This window comes from Pseudomonas sp. UM16 (genome assembly GCF_050312595.1).
GTDB lineage: Bacteria > Pseudomonadota > Gammaproteobacteria > Pseudomonadales > Pseudomonadaceae > Aquipseudomonas.
Genome location: NZ_JBNPJT010000005.1, coordinates 26,768 through 44,495, shown reverse-complemented (window position 1 = coordinate 44,495; position 17,728 = coordinate 26,768). Strand labels below are relative to the sequence as shown.

Sequence of the window (17,728 nt, the reverse complement as noted above, 5' to 3'; positions counted from 1 at the left end):
AGCCAACCCCACGGTCTCAGCTGCGGGGGCTGTCCTTGTAGGCTTTTAGCGCCTTTAAACGTTCGCCCTTCAGTGCCTCACCCAGCGCCTGCCCGGTCAGGCCTCGCTGGACCAGCGGCTGTACTTGCACCGCTCTCGCTGCCGTTGCCGCACCGCGCAGGTAATCCGCCTGTGGATACTCCCGCTGCTCCAGCCCTTTGCGTCCCCGTGCATCCATTTCGCAGGCGGCAATGAACGCTTCGAAACGCTCCGGCCGACGATAAACATCAAAACTTTGCAGGAGCTCGAGCAGGGTTGAAGCCTTGAGCTCCAGAGCGCGGTGGCAATGGGTATGGTACTCACCGACCAGCAAGGCCAACTCCTGGCAGTCGCGCGGTGCCTTGAAGCGTTGGTTGACTGCCTTGATCAGCTTCAGGCCGCGCTGTTCATGGGCGATATGCCTTGGCCATTCAGATTCGGGTGTGGTGCCTTTGCCCAAGTCATGTAGCAAACAGGCCCAGCGCACCGTCAAGGGTTGCTGGTGCTGCGCGGCTTGTTCGAGGACCGATAGGGTATGTATACCGCTGTCGATTTCTGGATGGTGGGCCGCCGGTTGCGGCACGCCAAACAATGCATCCAGTTCTGGTATCAGTTCCTTGAGGGCGCCACAATCGCGCAGCACCTGGATGAACACCTGCGGTTTATCTTCCATTAGCGCCCGGGCGATTTCCTTCCAGCTGCGTTCGGCGGTGAGCGCCTGCAGTTCGCCGGATTCGCTGAGCTGGCGCATTAGTTCGATAGTTTCTTCTGCCACCGTGAAGCCCAGCCCGGCGTAGCGGGCGGCGAAGCGTGCCACGCGCAGTACTCGCAGAGGATCTTCGGCGAACGCCGGGGATACATGACGCAAAATGCGGTTTTCTAGGTCTTTCTGCCCATGATAGGGGTCGCTGATTTGCCCCTGCTCATCCTCGGCCATAGCGTTGATGGTCAGGTCGCGGCGGATCAGGTCCTCTTCGAGGGTAACTTCGGGGCTGGCATGAAAGGTGAAGCCACCGTATCCGCGGCCACTCTTGCGCTCAGTGCGCGCCAGCGCGTACTCCTCGCCGCTTTTGGGATGGATGAATACCGGAAAGTCGGCACCCACGGGCCGATAGCCCAATGCCTGCATCTGCTCTGCACTAGCGCCGACCACGACCCAGTCAATATCACTGACCGGCTGCCCGAGCAGGCGATCGCGTACGGCACCGCCGACTTTGTAGATCTGCATGTAAATCCTCCGTTGATGCCACAGGATACCCTGTCTGGCAGCAGCGGAGGACCGAGCTACAGGTGCACCACCGCCAAGTCCAGGCGACCATACTCGGCGTCGCCATGCTCGCCCTTGGGCGGCACGTGGTGGGTTTTCATGATCTGTTCACCCTGCAGGGTTTCCAGGTGGATGTCGAAGCCCCAGAGGCGGTGCAGGTGCTTGAGAACCTCCTCGGTCGAGTCACCCAGTGGCTTGCGATCATGTTGCTGGTGACGCAGGGTCAGCGAGCGGTCGCCGCGGCGGTCGATGCTCCAGATCTGCACGTTGGGTTCGCGATTGCCCAGGTTGTACTGAGCGGCCAAGGTTTCACGGATGATCCGGTAGCCACTTTCGTCGTGGATGGCCGGCACCAGCAAGTCTTCGCGCTGGTCGTCATCCAGGATGCTGAAGAGCTTGAGGTCGCGGATCACGGTAGGTGAAAGATACTGCAGGATGAAGCTCTCATCCTTGAAGCTGCTCATGGCGAATTTGATGGTCGACAACCAGTCGCTACCGGCAATGTCGGGGAACCAGCGACGGTCCTCTTCGGTGGGGTGTTCGCACATGCGCCGGATGTCGCGGTACATGGCAAAGCCCAAGGCGTAAGGGTTGATGCCGCTGTAGTAGGGGCTGTCGAAACCAGGTTGGAATACCACGCTGGTGTGCGACTGTAAAAACTCCATCATGAAGCCTTCAGTGACCAGGCCTTCGTCGTACAGGTCGTTCATCAGGGTGTAATGCCAGAAGGTCGCCCAGCCTTCGTTCATGACCTGAGTCTGGCGTTGCGGGTAGAAGTACTGGGCAATCTTGCGCACGATGCGCACGATCTCGCGCTGCCAGGGTTCGAGCAGTGGCGCGTGTTTTTCGATGAAATAGAGAATGTTTTCCTGGGGTTCAGCCGGAAAACGGGCGTTGTCCCGGTCGCTGTTCTTATCGGCGCCTTTGGGGATGGTTCGCCACAGGTCGTTGATCTGCTTTTGTAGATGCTCTTCCCGTTCCTTTTGCCGGCGCCGCTCCTCTTCGGCGGAAATCGGGTAAGGGCGCTTGTAGCGGTCGACCCCATAGTTCATCAGTGCGTGGCAGGAGTCGAGCAGGTCTTCTACGGCGTCGATGCCGTGGCGCTCTTCGCACTGGGTAATGTACTGCTTGGCGAACACCAGATAGTCGATGATCGAGCTGGCATCGGTCCAGGTACGGAACAGGTAATTACCTTTGAAAAAACTGTTGTGGCCGTAGCAGGCATGGGCAACCACCAGAGCCTGCATACAGATGGTGTTTTCTTCCATCAGGTAAGCAATACAGGGGTCGGAGTTGATCACGATCTCATAGGCCAAGCCCATCTGGCCCCGGCTGTAGGATTTCTCGGTGCTGAGAAAGTGTTTGCCGTAGGACCAATGGTGATAACCCAGTGGCATGCCGACGGAGGCGTAGGCATCCATCATCTGCTCGGCGGTGATCACTTCGATCTGGTTGGGGTAAGTGTCCAGGGCATAGCGCTCGGCCAGGCGGCTGATTTCCCGGTCATAGGCCTGGATCAGTTCGAATGTCCATTCGGACCCGGTGGAAATGGGGTGGCGCTTCTGCTCTCTAGCGGTCATGTCACTAACCTGCGCTGGAAGAGTTCACGGAAGACCGGATAGATATCGCCGGCCGACACCAGCTGTTGCTGGGCAAACGTATCGGCAAAGGCTTCGCCGATACGTTCATATTCGTACCACAATGCCTGATGTTCGCGAGGGGTGATCTCAACGTAAGTGTAGTACTGGACGAACGGCATGATCTGCTTGGAGAGGATCTCGCGGCAGATCGGTGAGTCGTCATTCCAGTTGTCGCCATCCGAGGCTTGGGCTGCGTAAATATTCCACTCGTTGGCCGGGTAGCGCTCGGCCATGATCTCCTGCATCAGTTTCAGGGCGCTGGAGACGATGGTGCCGCCGGTCTCCCGAGAATAGAAAAACTCTTCTTCGTCGACTTCGCGGGCGCTGGTGTGGTGGCGGATGAAAACCACCTCGATCTTGTCGTAGTTACGCTTGAGGAACAGGTACAGCAGGATGAAAAAGCGTTTGGCGATGTCTTTGGTGGCCTGGGTCATCGACCCGGAAACATCCATCAGGCAGAACATCACGGCTTTGGAGCTGGGGTTGGGTTGCTTGATCAGCAAGTTGTATTTGAGGTCAAAGGTATCCAGGAAAGGAACGCGGTTGATACGTGCACTCAATCGTTCTATTTCGGTTTCAATTTCCTGAATATCGCCGAAGTTGTCTGGTTCCTCCCGTTTCAGCCTTGCCAGTTCCTCTTGGGCTGCGCGTAGTTTGGCGCGGCTGCTGCCGGACAGGGCGATGCGTCGGGCATGGGCCGAGCGCAGGGTCCGGATGATGTTGATGCGTGATGGATTACCTTCATTGCTGATGCCCGCGCGCACGGTCTTGAAGGTGTCGGTGCCAGCCAGATGACGTTTGACCAGGTTGGGTAGCTCCAGGTCCTCGAACATGAATTCGAGAAACTCCTCCTGGGTGATCTGGAAGACGAATTCGTCCATGCCTTCGCCGGAGTTCCCGGCTTTGCCACGGCCGCCACCACCGCCGCCGCCTTGCGGCCGGGCGATGTGCTCGCCAGCGGTGAATTCCTTGTTGCCGGGATGGACCACGGTCTGCTTGCCGCCGCGACCATGATGAAGCACCGGCTCGTCGATATCGCGGCCGGGTATGCTGATCTGCTCACCGTGTTCCATATCGGTGATGGAGCGGCGACTTACGGCCTCCTCGACGGCTTTCTTGATGTGGTCACGGTAACGCCGCAGAAAGCGCTGGCGGTTGACCGTGCTCTTGTTCTTGCCGTTCAGGCGTCGGTCGATCACATAGCTCATAGACCCCTCCGGGAGTAGGCGGTAGCTGCAAGCTGTAAGCTTCAAGCTTCAAGTTGGATCACCGCTGCCGCCACAAGCGCGGGCACATTCGACATGCGCTCACGACTTGCGGCTGACAGCTTGCAGCTTGTCGCTTATTGCGACTTTCTGACCCGCAGGTACCATTCCGAGAGCAGTCGAACTTGCTTGTCTGTGTAACCGCGTTCCACCATTCGGGTGACGAAGTCGTTGTGCTTCTGCTGATCCTCTTTGCTGGCCTTGGCGTTGAAGCTGATGACGGGCAGCAGGTCTTCGGTGTTGGAGAACATCTTCTTCTCGATCACTACCCGCAGTTTTTCATAGCTGAGCCAAGTTGGGTTCTTGCCGTTGTTGTTGGCACGGGCGCGCAACACGAAGTTGACGATCTCGTTGCGGAAGTCCTTCGGATTGCTGATGCCAGCGGGTTTCTCGATTTTCTCCAGCTCTTCGTTCAGCGCAATACGGTTGAGAATTTCGCCCGTTTCCGGATCGCGGTATTCCTGGTCCTGAATCCAGAAGTCGGCATAGAGCACGTAGCGGTCGAAGATGTTCTGCCCGTACTCGCTGTAGGACTCAAGGTAAGCGGTCTGGATTTCCTTGCCGATGAACTCGATGTAGCGCGGTGCCAGGTACTCTTTCAGGTAACGCAGGTAGCGCTCGCGCACCTCGGCCGGGAATTGTTCCTGCTCGATTTGCTGCTCCAGTACATAGAGCAGGTGCACCGGGTTGGCAGCGATCTCGTGTGGGTCGAAGTTGAAGACTTTCGAGAGAATCTTGAAGGCAAACCGAGTCGACAGGCCATTCATGCCTTCATCCACGCCGGCAGAGTCACGATATTCCTGGATCGACTTGGCTTTCGGGTCGGTGTCCTTGAGGTTTTCACCGTCATAAACACGCATCTTCGAGTAGATGTTCGAGTTTTCTGGCTCTTTCAGGCGCGAGAGCACGGTGAACTGGGCGAGCATCTTCAGTGTGTCAGGCGCGCAGTGAGCCTTGGCCAGCGAACTGTTGAACAGCAACTTGTCGTAGATCTTGATCTCATCGCTGACCCGCAGGCAGTACGGTACCTTAACGATGTAGATCCGATCAATGAACGCCTCGTTGTTCTTGTTGTTACGGAAGCTGTGCCATTCCGATTCGTTGGAGTGGGCCAGCAGGATCCCCGAGTAGGGGATCGACCCCAGGCCTTCGGTGCTGTTGTAGTTGCCTTCCTGAGTAGCGGTCAGCAATGGGTGCAGTACCTTGATGGGCGCCTTGAACATTTCGACGAATTCCATCAGGCCTTGGTTGGCCCGGCACAGCGCACCCGAATAGCTATAGGCGTCGGCATCGTTCTGAGGATATTCCTCGAGTTTGCGAATATCGACTTTACCGACCAGTGCGGAAATGTCCTGGTTGTTCTCGTCACCTGGCTCGGTTTTGGCTATGGCGATCTGGTTGAGGATCGACGGGTACAGTTTGACGACCTTGAACTGGCTGATGTCGCCCCCAAACTCGGCCAGCCGCTTGGTCGCCCAAGGCGACATGATGGTGTTCAGATAGCGTCGCGGAATACCAAAGTCTTCTTCGAGAATGGCGCCGTCTTCTGTGGCGTTGAACAGCCCCAGAGGTGACTCGAAGACCGGGGAGCCCTTGATGGCATAGAAGGGTACCTTCTCCATCAGTTGCTTGAGCTTTTCGGCCAGAGAGGATTTACCACCACCCACGGGGCCGAGCAGGTAGAGGATCTGTTTCTTCTCTTCCAGGCCCTGAGCGGCATGGCGGAAGTAGGAGACAATCTGATCGATGCACTCCTCCATGCCATGGAAATCTTCGAAGGACGGATAGCGTCGGATCACCTTGTTGGAGAATATTCGCGACAGCCTTGAGTTGTTCGAAGTGTCGACCAGTTCCGGCTCACCGATGGCCATCAACAGGCGTTCGGCCGCTGACGCGTAAGCGCTGCGATCGCTTTTGCAGAGCTCTAGGTACTCTTGCAGCGAAAGTTCTTCCTGACGGGTGGACTCGAAACGTTGTTGGAAGTGGCTAAAAATACTCATGACGTCACCTCGCTCGATACGTGGAGCCGACGCCGGATCAGTCAGCTGATGCTGGCATGCAATCGACGCTGCCGATTGCTGTATACCCCCCAGAACACCTGTAAAATCGCTACCGATGACCCGCACGCCGGTGTACCGGCTCTCCCCTTTTTGGATGGCCTGGGCTTAAGGATAGTTGGTTCTCGGCGAGGTCAAGGGCGGTTGGATGAATTGTTCATCGCGACCGTTCGTCAGCTCAGGCGCGAGCCCGCGCAGGGCGCGGGCTGCAGGAATTGAAAAAAATTATTCAGCGGTGCCTTGAGCGGTTTCTGCGGGGTAGGTGCCGCGCCACAGCTCGAAGCCGCCGTCCAGGCTGTAGACCTCGGAAAAGCCCTGGCTGACCAGGTAAGCGGCGGCGCTCTGGCTGGAGTTGCCGTGGTAGCAGACCACCACCGTGGGCGCATCGAGGTCAGCGCCACGAATGAAGTCTGCGACAGAATGATTGTCCAGATGCTTCGAGCCTGCAATGTGCAGGGTGGCATAGGTTTGCGGGTCGCGAATATCGACCACGACCGCACCTTGCTCGCGCAGCGCCTGGGCCTGCTCGGGAGGGATGCGTTTGAATTCGCTCATGGGGACGGTTTCCTTCAGGACTGGTCGTTCATTCTAGCTGCTTGTGCGGGCTCAGGCTGCGCTCGGGGCGTACCTTCGTCGGTGCATTCGCAGCGATACATGGCGCCGCTGTCGACGTTATACAGGGTCATGGCACCGCCCCATACGCAGCCGGTGTCCAAGGCAATCACATCCGGCACATTGCAGCGGCCCTCAAGGGCTGCCCAATGGCCGAAAATGATCTTCACATGCCGAGAGCGGCGACCTTTGTGGGCGAACCATGGCTTGTAGCCAGGGGGGGCGGTGTCGGCGCCTTCCTTGCCTTTGAGGTCGAGCTTGCCTTCGCTGGTGCAGAAGCGCATGCGGGTGAAGTAGTTGGTGATTACCCGCAGGCGAGTTACGCCGTTGAGGTCCTTGCTCCACTTGTTCGGCTCGTTGCCGTACATGCCGTCGAGATAGAGTTTGAAGCGGTTGTCATCACGCAGCACTTCTTCCACTTCGCCAGCCAGTTCCAGGGCCTTGCCCAAGGTCCACTGTGGTGGAATGCCGGCATGCACCAGGGCCACGCCGCGTTGTTCGTCATAGTGCAGCAGCTTTTGCCGACGCAGCCAGTCGAGCAACTCACCGGCATCCGGGGCGTCGAGAATTTCACGCAGGGTGTCGTTCTTCTTCAGGCGCTCTATGTTGTGCCAGGTTGCCAGCAGATGCAGGTCGTGGTTGCCCAGCACGCACACCAGTGACGCGCGTATGGAATACAGAAAACGCAGAGTTGCCAGTGACTCCGGGCCACGGTTGACCAGGTCACCTACCAGCCACAGGCGGTCAACAGCGGGGTTGAAGTTAACTCGTTCGAGCAAGCATTTCAGTGGTTGCAGGCACCCTTGCAAGTCGCCAACTGCGTACACCGCCATCAGTGCAGGGCTCCGGGAACGGCCAGGCGGAAGGGAGCAATGACGGCGTCGAAGCGCTTACCGTCTTCGGCGATCATCTGGTAGGTGCCCTGCATGGTGCCGACGGTGGTGCTGATCACTGCACCGCTGCTGTAGGTGTGGCTTTTACCGGGTTCGATCAGCGGTTGCTGGCCGATCACCCCGGCGCCTTTGGCTTCCTCGACCTGGCCATCGCCGTTGGTGATCAACCAGTGGCGCGACAGCAGTTTGGCAGGCAGCGAGCCGTTGTTCTGAACGGTTATGGTGTAGGCGAAGGCGAAACGGTCGTTTTCGGGTTCGGATTGATCTTTGAGAAAACGGGTCACGACGCTGACGTCGATCTGATAGCGGGGATCTGACATGCAAGGGGCCTTGGAAACAGACGCTGATACGGCGATTGCGTCCAGTCTAGGCTATTGGCGGGGGTGCCGGCCAGTCATGCGGGCATGACTGGCCGTGGCGATGCCTTATTCGGCGCCCTGCTGCTCGGCCAGCTTGTCGGCCAGGCGGACGAACGCCGCCAGGTCCAACTGCTCCGGACGTAGGCTGCCGTCGACGCCGGCCGCCTCGATGGCTTCGCTGCTAAGCAGGGCCTTGAGGGTGTTGCGCAGGGTCTTGCGGCGCTGGTTGAATGCTTCGCGAACGATACGCTCCAGCAGGCGGTGATCCTTGGCCGGGTGCGGCAGGGTCTCGTGAGGCACCAGGCGCACGATGGCCGAATCAACTTTTGGAGGCGGGTTGAATGCGCCTGGGCCAACGTTGAACAGGTGTTCTACTCGGCAGTGGTACTGGACCATGATCGACAACCGGCCCCAGTCACCACCACCAGGGCCTGCGGCCAAGCGCTCGACCACTTCTTTCTGCAGCATAAAGTGCATGTCGCGGATCAGCTCGGCATTGCTCAACAGGTGGAAGATCAACGGCGTTGAGATGTTGTACGGCAGGTTGCCGACCACGCGCAGGCTATTGGGCGCAGCGCCCAGGCTGGTGAAGTCGAACTTCAGTGCATCACCCTGGTGCAGGCGGAAATTATCGCGGCCAGCGAATTGCTGGTTGAGAATCGGCACCAGGTCTTTGTCCAGCTCGACCACGTCCAGTTGCGCGCCGCTGGCCAGCAAGCCTTCGGTCAAAGCGCCCTGGCCTGGGCCAATCTCCAGCATGCGGTCTGCGGCCTTGGCGTGGATCGAGCGCAGGATGCGGTCGATAACACCGGCGTCGTGCAGGAAGTTCTGGCCGAAGCGCTTGCGCGCCCGGTGTTGGTATTGCTCACTCATATTCGGGTCTCGGCCATCTGGTAGGCGGTTTCCAGGGCGACCTGCAGGCTGCCGGTGTCGATCCGGCCGGTGCCGGCCAGGTCAAGGGCTGTGCCGTGGTCGACCGAGGTACGGATAATCGGCAGACCGAGGGTCACGTTCACGGCAGCGCCGAAGCCCTTGTACTTGAGGACGGGCAGGCCCTGGTCGTGGTACATCGCCAGCACTGCGTCGCAGTGCTCCAGATATTTGGGGGTAAACAGGGTATCGGCAGGCAGTGGGCCGCGCAGGTCCATGCCTTCGCTGCGCAATCGCGCCAATGTGGGTTCGATGGTATCGATTTCTTCATGGCCCAAGTGGCCACCCTCGCCGGCGTGCGGGTTCAGGCCGCAGACCAGGATGCGTGGGTTGGGAATGCCAAACTTTTGCTGCAGGTCGGCGTGGAGAATCCGCGTGACGCGCTCCAGGCGTTCTGCCGTGATGGCGTCGGCAACATCACGCAAGGGCAGGTGAGTGGTCACCAAGGCGACGCGAAGGCCTCGAGTGGCCAGCATCATCACCACTTGCGCGGTGCCGGTGAGGTCAGCGAGGAATTCGGTGTGGCCGGAGAAGGCAATCCCGCTTTCGTTGATCACGCCTTTGTGCACGGGGGCGGTGATCATCCCGACAAAATGCCCGTCCAGGCAGCCTTGGCCAGCACGGGTCAGGGTGTCGAGCACGAAGGCTGCATTAGCCTTGTCCAGCTGGCCAGCTACCACCGGGTTCTGCAGGGGGGTATCCCAGACATACAGGCTGCCGGCAGGAGCGGGCTGGTCTGGAAAGGCCTCGGGCGTGACGGGTAGCAAACTGATTGCCACACCCAGCTGTGTGGCCCGCTCGGCGAGCAGGTCACAGCTGGTGATGGCAATCAGAGGGTGAGGCTGGGCGTGCGCGGCGAGCAGCAGGCACAGGTCGGGACCTATGCCGGCTGGCTCACCGGGAGTGAGGGCGAAGCGCTGAGGTTTCACTGGGAGGCCTGATCGGCGCCAGGAAGCTTGATTTCAACGTAGGCTTCGTCACGGATCTGACGCAGCCAGGTTTGCAGCTCTTCGTCATACTTACGGTTACGCAGGACGTTCATCGCTTGTTGCTCGCGAGCCTGGTCAGTGCTGTCAGTGGCGCGACGGCCAAGCACTTCCAGGACATGCCAGCCATATTGGGTCTGGAATGGCTTGGTGACTTCGCCCTGCGGGGCGCTGGCCATTTGCTCGCGGAACTCAGGCACCAGGGCGTTCGGGTCGACCCAGTTGAGATCGCCGCCATTAAGCGCCGAACCAGGATCTTCGGAGAAGCTCTTCGCCAGTTCGCCGAAGTCTTCGCCATTCTTGATCCGCTCGTAGAGTTTTTCCGCCAGCTGCTTAGTAGCTGCCTCACTGCGAATTTCGCTTGGTTTGATCAGGATATGACGTACGTGCACTTCGTCACGCACCATGGCCTGGCCACCGCGCTTTTCCTGCAGTTTGAGGATGATGAAACCGCCTGGAGTGCGCACTGGCTCGGTGACATCACCTACCGATAAGGTGCTGAGCAGGCGGTCGAATGGCGGTGGCAGCTGAGCTGCCCGACGCCAACCCATCTCGCCGCCTTCCAGCGCGGTTTCACTGGCCGAACGGGCGATGGCCAGTTGGGCGAAGTCGGCACCTTGCTTGAGCTGTTGGTAAACCTCACCCGCCTGTTTGGCGGCGGCCTGAATAGTGGCAGCGTCAGCACGCTCCGGAGTCGGGATCAGGATGTTAGCCAGGCGGTACTCTTCAGACAGCTGCATCTTGCCCATGTCCGAGGCGAGGAAGTTTTTCACTTCCTGTTCAGTTACCTGGATACGCTCAGCCACACGACGTTGACGCACGCGACTGATGATCATCTCGCGGCGAACTTGCTCGCGAGCATCATCATACGACAGGCCGTCGCGGGCTAGTGCGGCGCGGAACTGTTCCAGGTTCATGCCATTGCGCTGGGCGATGGTGCCGATGGCCTGGTTCAGTTCTTCGTCAGTGATACGGATACCCGAGCGTTCGCCGATCTGCAGTTGCAGGTTTTCGACGATCAGGCGTTCGAGTACCTGCTGATCGAGCACGCCAGCGGGTGGCGCAGAGCCACCACGCTTGGCGATAGTCTGCTGGACTTCGCGTACGCGCTGGTCCAGTTGACTCTTCATGACCACGTCATTGTCGACGATGGCCACAACGCTATCCAGAGGTTGCACGGCGGCATGCGCCGTGCCGGTCAGCAATACAGCGCCCAGCAACAGCGGGCGCAGACAATCAGTAAGCTTGGTCTTCACGGGTACGATAACCTTCAATGCCCTTGTCGAGGAACGACTCGACTTTAGTGCCCACTACGCCGCCGAGGCCTTTCAGCACAACCTGGAGGAAGATGCCGTGGTCGCCCTTTTCGTTTTGCGGAGTTGCCTGGCTGAAATCGTCATAATCGATCCAGTAACGGTTGATCAGGCGCAGCTTCCAGCAGCAGTTGTCGTATTCGAAACCACCGAAGGCTTCCAAGGTACGGTTTTGGCTGTAGTCGTGCTGCCAGCGCGCGATTGCGGTCCATTGTGGAACAATCGGCCACATGACCGAGAAGTCATGCTGCTGGATCTTGTAGTAATCCTTGACGTAGTTCGGGTCACCAGGGCGGCCGTAGTCACTGTTGCCACCGGCTGACCATGTGCCTGTTGCCTGATCATAGCGAACCATGTCGTTGCGATAGCGATAGCCGAGGTTGACTACCTTGTTCACGTCATCTTCAGGCTGGTAGTGGAACATCGCACTGCCCGAACGGGTGCTGCGGCTGTCTGGATCCCAGTTGAAGTCGGAATTGAAGCGCCAGTCGCGGTTGAAGCGGTAGGCGTATTCCAGCGCGTAAGGCGATACGTCGGAGAGCGAGTCATCGCGAGTGCGATAGTCGATGCCCGGCAGTTGCACCTTGCGATCTTTGAAGTACAACGCTTGACCAACGCTGAAGCGTTGGCGTTCGAAGCCGTTTTCTTCAATCCAGCGGTTGGTTACGCCCAGCGACAGTTTGTTCTCGTCACCAATCCGGTCGCGACCGCTGAAGCGGTTGTCACGGAACAGCGAGCCGTAGTTGAAGGTGCTCTCACTGGAGTCGAAGATTGGAATGTCTTTCTGATCTTCATAAGGCACATACAGGTAGTACAGCCGTGGTTCCAGGGTCTGGCGATAGTTTTTGCCGAACCATTGAGTGTTACGGTCGAAGTACAGGCCGCTGTCAACGCTGAAGATCGGCACATTACGATTCTGGCTGCTGCTGAATTTGCCTTGAAGATCGGTGGCATTTGCAGCTTGCTGTTTACCCTGGCTGTCCAGGTCCAGTTCGTAATGAGTAGTGGTGTACTTGATCGAAGGCTTCAGGTAGCCATAGGTCGCGTTCAGCGGCAGGCTGATTTCCGGCGCGGCATAGAAACGATCGCCGTTCGCTCGTGCCAGGCCGAACACGTTCTGGTCAATTCGGCCACCGTCTGCGCGCACGCTGGTGTCCAGGTTGCCGTCTTCGTCAAATACCGGACCGCTCTGCAGATCGCGGTCGAAGCGCACAGCTTCGGTCTGGTACTTAAGATCAAGCCCGCCCGGATGGTATGGCAACATCCCGTTAAAGGTGATCTGCGGCAACTTGTCATACGGGGTGATCTTGGAGATGGTTGCCAGCTCATAGGCCTGCATGTTCAAGCGCGCGGTATAGCTGTCGCCACGCCAGGTCAGTGCACCCTGCTGATTGATGAAATCACGGCTCTCAACGCCAATCTGTTCCGATTCCAGGTCCTGGAAGTAGAACGGATCGCTGATGTCGGTGTAGTCGACTTCAGTCAGCAGGCGCTCATCCAGGCCGCCCTTGTGCTGCCAGTTAACCATCCAGCGCTGATCTTCGTAATCAGTCTGGTCTTTGCGATCGTCATTGTCGTCATTGAGGTAAGCACCCCCGAACTGACCTTCACTGGATTTGGTCAGGTAGCGGAACTCGCCTTCCATCAACATGCCGCGCTTGGCCATGTAGCGTGGATACAAGGTGGCGTCGTAGTTCGGCGCCAGGTTGAAGTAGTACGGCGTGACCAGCATGAAGCCGGTGTCATCGCTGGTACTGAACGACGGTGGCAGGAAACCGGACTGGCGACGGTCGTCAATCGGGAAGTAGATATACGGTGTGTAGAACACCGGAATATCCTTGACCCGCAAAGTGACGTTGGTCGCGGTACCGAAGCCGGTGGCCGGGTTCAGGGTGATGTTATTACCCTTGAGCTGCCAGGCGTTGCTGTTCGGCTCACAGGTGGTATAGGTACCATCCTTGAGGCGGATGATGGCGTTCTCGGCACGCTTGGCGTACAGCGCGTTGCCGCGGATGCGCGACTTGTGCATGACGTATTCGGCGTTGTCGACCTTGGCTTCACCGGTGTCGAGCTGGATGTCGGCATGGTCGCCGACCACCAGCGAGCCGTTGTCACGGATCTTGACGTTGCCGCTGAGCTCACCGCGGTTCTCGGCCTGGTACAGGTTGGCCTCATCGGCCTCGACCTGCATGCTGCCTTGGCGCATGACTACGTCACCGGCGAGGGTGGCGATCTGCTTTTCCTGCTGGTAGCGAGATACCTTGGCACCGATAAAGGTCGGGGCTTCGTCCTTCGGCGTGGTGTCATCCATACCTGGACGTGTTGGCTCGATGTAGGCGCCGGCACAGTACGGCCCGGTTTCGGCAAGCTGCGCAGGGGTCAGCTGATCACGCGGGACCCAGTCCAGGTGGCTGTAGTCGTCACTGCGCGATTTCAGGCCACGGCCCTTGCTCTCGGTAACGAGCATCGGCCCCTTGGAGCCCTCGGCACCGGCTTCGCCAGCCTCAGCAGTGCCCTCGCCGGATGCACTGGCAGCTGCGCCAGTATGCACCGGACGTGGCGGCAGCGTGGCAGCGTTGGTCTTGGGCTTGCAGTCCCAGCCTCCGGCAGCGGACACTTGGCAGTCGAATTGCTCTGCGGCGACCACATACGAGGTGGCCAGAGGTTGCAGTGCCAGCAGACCGCCGGTGACCAGCAACGGGAATTTTTTACGAAACGCGGGGGATTTCAATGCCATCTTATTAGTCCGGGCTTCCTGCGTGCCATCTGCCCGCGTGTGGGGCCGCACGCCTCTCGATGGTCTGAAAAAGATGCTGGATAATAAAGCATGACCCGCTTGACGGCTAGGGCCGTCGGAGACCCTTGTAATGCCTGATCATGATGTACGCCTGCAACACCTCCACGTTTGGCTCAACGAGCAACTGGCAAATCTGTTTCAGACGCAGGGCTGGGGCGCTGTTCCGAGCGGCAGTTTGACCGCCGCCAGCAGCGATGCCAGCTTTCGCCGCTATTTCCGCTGGCAGGCCGAAGGCCGCAGCTTTGTGGTCATGGATGCACCGCCGCCACAGGAAAACTGCGGTCCCTTTGTCGATATCGATCACTTGCTGGCTACGGCCAAAGTCAACGTGCCGGTCATCCATGCGCAGGACCTGGAGCGCGGCTTTTTGCTGCTGAGCGACCTTGGCACGCAGACCTATCTCGATGTGATCAACGCTGATAACGCCGATAGCCTGTTCGATGATGCCATCGAGGCACTGCTGGCGTTCCAGCAATTGCCGATGGATGCACCCTTGCCAAGCTACGACGTAGCACTGTTGCGCCGTGAGCTTGAGCTGTTTCCCGAGTGGTACGTGGGCCGCGAGCTGGAGCTTGGCTTCACCGACGCGCAGTTGGCCGCTTGGCAGCGCATCAGCGCCTTGCTGATCGAAAGCGCGCTGACTCAGCCCAAGGTGTTGGTACACCGCGACTATATGCCGCGCAATCTGATGCAGAGCATGCCAAATCCAGGCGTGCTGGATTTCCAGGACGCGGTGTATGGGCCAGTGACCTATGACGTCACGTGCCTGTTCAAGGATGCTTTTCTCAGTTGGCCACAAGCACGGGTGGAGGGCTGGTTGAAGCGTTACTGGCAGCGGGCCCAGGCCAAAGGCATCCCGGTGCAGGCCGATTTTGAAGACTTCCACCGCGCCAGTGACTTGATGGGCGTACAGCGCCACCTCAAGGTCATCGGTATTTTCGCGCGTATCTGCCACCGCGATGGTAAACCGCGCTATCTGACAGACGTGCCGCGTTTCTTCGCCTATATAGATGAAGTGATCGCCCGTCGCCCGGAATTGGCCGAGTTGGATGAGTTGATCGAAAGCCTGCAAGCGAGCGCTGGAGCGCGTCCATGAAAGCAATGATTCTGGCTGCGGGAAAAGGTGAGCGCATGCGTCCGCTCACCCTGCATACCCCAAAACCGCTGCTGCCTGTGGCCGGTGTACCGCTGATCGAATACCACCTGCGGGCCCTGGCGCTGGCAGGCATCAAGGAAGTGGTGATCAACCATGCCTGGCTGGGGGAGCAGATCGAAGCCCACTTGGGTAAAGGCGCGGGTTGGGGCCTGAATATCAGTTACTCCGCTGAGGGTGAACCACTGGAAACCGGCGGCGGCATCTTCAAGGCCCTGCCGTTGTTGGGTGAGCAACCGTTTGTGCTGGTCAACGGCGATGTCTGGACTGAGTACGATTTCTCCTGTTTGCCCGACAAGCCTGCCGGGCTTGCCCATCTGGTGCTGGTCGACAACCCAGGGCATCACGACAAGGGTGATTTCTGTTTGCAGCAAGGGCTGGTCAGCGATGGCCAGGACGGCGCTGCTACGTTGACCTATAGCGGTATTGCCGTTATCGACCCGGCGCTGTTCAACGGCTGTACACCGGGTGCCTTTAAGCTGGCGCCACTGCTACGTGATGCCATGGCGGTAGGGAAGGTCACTGGCGAACACTACACAGGCAATTGGGTGGATGTCGGTACCCAGGAGCGTCTGGCTGAAGTCGAACAACTGATCAAAGGGCGCCGCTGACATGTTGTGGCCGAGCACAGTGATTGGTGCCGGAGCCGGCTTCGCCATTGCCAGCATTCCAGGAGCGTTGCTGGGGGCTTTGCTGGGTCAGGCGATGGACCGCCGTCTGCAGTTGCACAGTTGGGCGCATGTGCGGGAGCGCTTGGGTGGGCGTCCGGTGTTGCGTGACGATGAGGTGCTGTTTGTGCTGCTTGGGCGATTGGCCAAGTGCGACGGGCGAGTAGTCGACGGCCACATTCAGCAGGCACGTCAGGAAATGCAGCGCCTGGAAATGAGCGAACCTGCGCGGCGCCGGGCGATTGTCGCGTTCAATCGCGGTAAAAGTGGCAAGGACCGCCTGGGGGGCTATCTACGTCGCTTGCGGCAGCAGCCGCATGCTGCTGAGGGCATGTTGCGCGCGTGTTGGCGCATGGCCTGGGCCGATGGTCGGGCGGGCCGTCGCGAGCGCGAGTTGTTACTCGATTGGGGGCAGCAGTTGGGATGGTCAGCGCCCAAGGTCCAGGCGCTGGCGCTGGAATACGAGCCCCAGCGACCCAGCCTGCCCAACGCCGGTCTCGGTTATCAGGATGCCTTGCGGGTGCTCGGCGTCGGGCCGCAGGCTGAGTCGGGCCAGATCAAGCAGGCCTATCGGCGCCTGCTCAGCCGCCATCATCCCGATAAACTGGTGGGCAGTGGCGCCAGCCCCTCGCAGGTGCGCGAAGCAACCGAGCGCACCGGCGAGCTGCACCAGGCCTATGCGGTCATCCGCAAAAACCGCGGTTTTTAGTCAGTGTTGTCTGCTGCAAGCCAGCCACGGACTCTGCGGAACAGTTGCTCTTGCTCCGCCGCGTCATTGCCGGGCATGGCGGTCAATCCTACTTGGCGATAGTTGTTGTCCTTGACTCGCTTGCTGGCTTGCAGGCGCAGTTCGGCTGCTCTTTTGCCTTGCGCCTGGTTTGTATAGAAGAAGTCCGCAGTGGGTACTTTCAACGTCGGCGCCAGCGCCTCCAGGCTGTGCTCGGCTTGTGCCGGGGTTTGCGCTGAGACCATTACCAGTTTTTCAACCTGCGCCGGTTGTCGCTCGCTAAGGTAGCGGGCAGCCCAGTAAGCGCCACTGCCATTGCCCAACAGTACGATACTACGGGCATTGTGTTGCTGAGCGTAGGCAACCGCGGCATCAACACGGGCAAAAATGCGTTCGGCGTCAGCCTTGTCGTCGGCATCCATAGGTTGGGAAGGGTTTGCGCTTTCGCTGACTTCACTTTCGACGGCGGTGGCCCGTTCGACACCGGCATTGGCGTCTTCAGGTGTGTCCTTGGCTGGTGCGCTCTGGCCTTGTGCTACCGGCTGACTCGGGGCTGGCGCGGTTTCGACGCGCGCCTGTGGGGCGTCGACCAGTAGATCAGGCAGGCTCAGGCTCAGGCTATGCCAGCCAGCGTCTGGAAACTTGCGACGCAAAGGTCCAACGGTTTTTGGCCAATCAGCGGTTTCGCCGGCACCGGCCAGGATGATCAGGGCGCCAAGCGGTTCGCCAGTATTGGCCGGTTTCCATAGTGCGAGAAAGCTATCGCTGCCAGCTTGCAGGGTTTGCTGCTCGGCTTGCGGAACCTGGCGCTCCAGTGCCTGGGCATCTTCCTGGCTACGTTCGAGCAGTGGTTGGCGCTGAACAGCGGCTGGCTGCTCTTTGGCCGCCGCGTCTGCTGGTTCACCCTCCGCTGCGAGTGCGCTACAAGGTAGTATCAGTGTCAGGCACAACGCCGGAAGCGTTGAGCGATGAAGTGCAAACATGGATTGCTCCAGGCCAGAATAATACCGGCAGCCTAATAGTATTTGTCCGGGAGGGCCATG

Annotated in this window: 15 protein-coding genes; 3 read left to right on the top strand and 12 right to left on the bottom strand. The window is 59.3% G+C overall.

All coding sequences use genetic code 11. The annotated features are described in order from the left end of the window. Nucleotides 1-16: 16 nt before the first annotated feature. The 11 genes from ACQRAX_RS07135 to ACQRAX_RS07085 all read right to left on the bottom strand — a co-directional run bounded on the left by ACQRAX_RS07135 (nt 17) and on the right by ACQRAX_RS07085 (nt 14,077). Entirely contained in the window at nt 17-1,246 is a 1,230-nt protein-coding gene (locus ACQRAX_RS07135; protein ID WP_412039059.1) for a multifunctional CCA addition/repair protein, read from the bottom strand. A gap of 56 nt (nt 1,247-1,302) precedes the next feature. Further along, entirely contained in the window at nt 1,303-2,865 is a 1,563-nt protein-coding gene (locus tag ACQRAX_RS07130) for a SpoVR family protein (protein ID WP_412039060.1), read from the bottom strand. Continuing rightward, nucleotides 2,862-4,133 (bottom strand): YeaH/YhbH family protein, encoded by a 1,272-nt coding sequence (locus ACQRAX_RS07125; RefSeq protein ID WP_412039061.1) that lies wholly within the window; start codon nt 4,131-4,133, stop codon nt 2,862-2,864. Before ACQRAX_RS07125 ends, ACQRAX_RS07130 begins: the two co-directional genes overlap by 4 nt. Before the next feature lie 134 nt (nt 4,134-4,267). Further along, complete coding sequence (locus ACQRAX_RS07120) at nt 4,268-6,190, bottom strand: PrkA family serine protein kinase (protein ID WP_412039062.1); 1,923 nt, start codon at nt 6,188-6,190, stop codon at nt 4,268-4,270. Nucleotides 6,191-6,472: 282 nt separating this feature from the next. Beyond that, nucleotides 6,473-6,802 carry a thiosulfate sulfurtransferase GlpE gene (glpE, locus tag ACQRAX_RS07115; protein WP_412039063.1) on the bottom strand — a complete coding sequence of 110 codons (330 nt, stop codon included), beginning with the start codon at nt 6,800-6,802 and terminating at the stop codon, nt 6,473-6,475. Nucleotides 6,803-6,816: 14 nt separating this feature from the next. Beyond that, complete coding sequence (locus ACQRAX_RS07110) at nt 6,817-7,692, bottom strand: symmetrical bis(5'-nucleosyl)-tetraphosphatase (protein ID WP_412039064.1); 876 nt, start codon at nt 7,690-7,692, stop codon at nt 6,817-6,819. Then, entirely contained in the window at nt 7,692-8,072 is a 381-nt protein-coding gene (apaG, locus tag ACQRAX_RS07105) for a Co2+/Mg2+ efflux protein ApaG (RefSeq protein WP_412039065.1), read from the bottom strand. Before apaG ends, ACQRAX_RS07110 begins: the two co-directional genes overlap by 1 nt. 105 nt (nt 8,073-8,177) lie before the next feature. Beyond that, nucleotides 8,178-8,984 carry a 16S rRNA (adenine(1518)-N(6)/adenine(1519)-N(6))-dimethyltransferase RsmA gene (gene rsmA, locus ACQRAX_RS07100; RefSeq protein WP_412039066.1) on the bottom strand — a complete coding sequence of 269 codons (807 nt, stop codon included), beginning with the start codon at nt 8,982-8,984 and terminating at the stop codon, nt 8,178-8,180. Then, nucleotides 8,981-9,970, bottom strand: a complete 990-nt coding sequence (gene pdxA / locus ACQRAX_RS07095) for a 4-hydroxythreonine-4-phosphate dehydrogenase PdxA (protein ID WP_412039067.1) — start codon at nt 9,968-9,970, stop codon at nt 8,981-8,983. Before pdxA ends, rsmA begins: the two co-directional genes overlap by 4 nt. Further along, complete coding sequence (locus ACQRAX_RS07090) at nt 9,967-11,283, bottom strand: peptidylprolyl isomerase (RefSeq protein ID WP_412039068.1); 1,317 nt, start codon at nt 11,281-11,283, stop codon at nt 9,967-9,969. Before ACQRAX_RS07090 ends, pdxA begins: the two co-directional genes overlap by 4 nt. Next, nucleotides 11,264-14,077, bottom strand: coding sequence for an LPS-assembly protein LptD (locus ACQRAX_RS07085; RefSeq protein WP_412039069.1), 2,814 nt, complete (start codon nt 14,075-14,077; stop codon nt 11,264-11,266). Before ACQRAX_RS07085 ends, ACQRAX_RS07090 begins: the two co-directional genes overlap by 20 nt. 130 nt (nt 14,078-14,207) lie before the next feature. On the opposite strand from ACQRAX_RS07085, the gene ACQRAX_RS07080 reads away from it, so the two are divergent. Genes ACQRAX_RS07080 through ACQRAX_RS07070 form a run of 3 tightly spaced genes read left to right on the top strand, consistent with a single transcriptional unit; the run spans nt 14,208 to nt 16,667 of the window. Beyond that, on the top strand, nt 14,208-15,233 hold the full coding sequence (locus ACQRAX_RS07080) for an aminoglycoside phosphotransferase family protein (protein WP_412039070.1): 1,026 nt from the start codon (nt 14,208-14,210) through the stop codon (nt 15,231-15,233). Beyond that, a complete protein-coding gene (murU, locus tag ACQRAX_RS07075; RefSeq protein WP_412039071.1) occupies nt 15,230-15,901 on the top strand; it encodes an N-acetylmuramate alpha-1-phosphate uridylyltransferase MurU in 672 nt (223 codons plus the stop codon). The genes ACQRAX_RS07080 and murU overlap by 4 nt, the downstream gene beginning before the upstream one ends. Nucleotide 15,902: 1 nt before the next feature. Further along, a complete protein-coding gene (locus tag ACQRAX_RS07070) occupies nt 15,903-16,667 on the top strand; it encodes a TerB family tellurite resistance protein (protein ID WP_412039072.1) in 765 nt (254 codons plus the stop codon). Here the strand turns inward: ACQRAX_RS07070 and ACQRAX_RS07065 are convergent. Then, nucleotides 16,664-17,668 (bottom strand): alpha/beta hydrolase family protein, encoded by a 1,005-nt coding sequence (locus ACQRAX_RS07065; protein WP_412039073.1) that lies wholly within the window; start codon nt 17,666-17,668, stop codon nt 16,664-16,666. The genes ACQRAX_RS07070 and ACQRAX_RS07065 overlap by 4 nt on opposite strands. Nucleotides 17,669-17,728 lie beyond the last annotated feature (60 nt).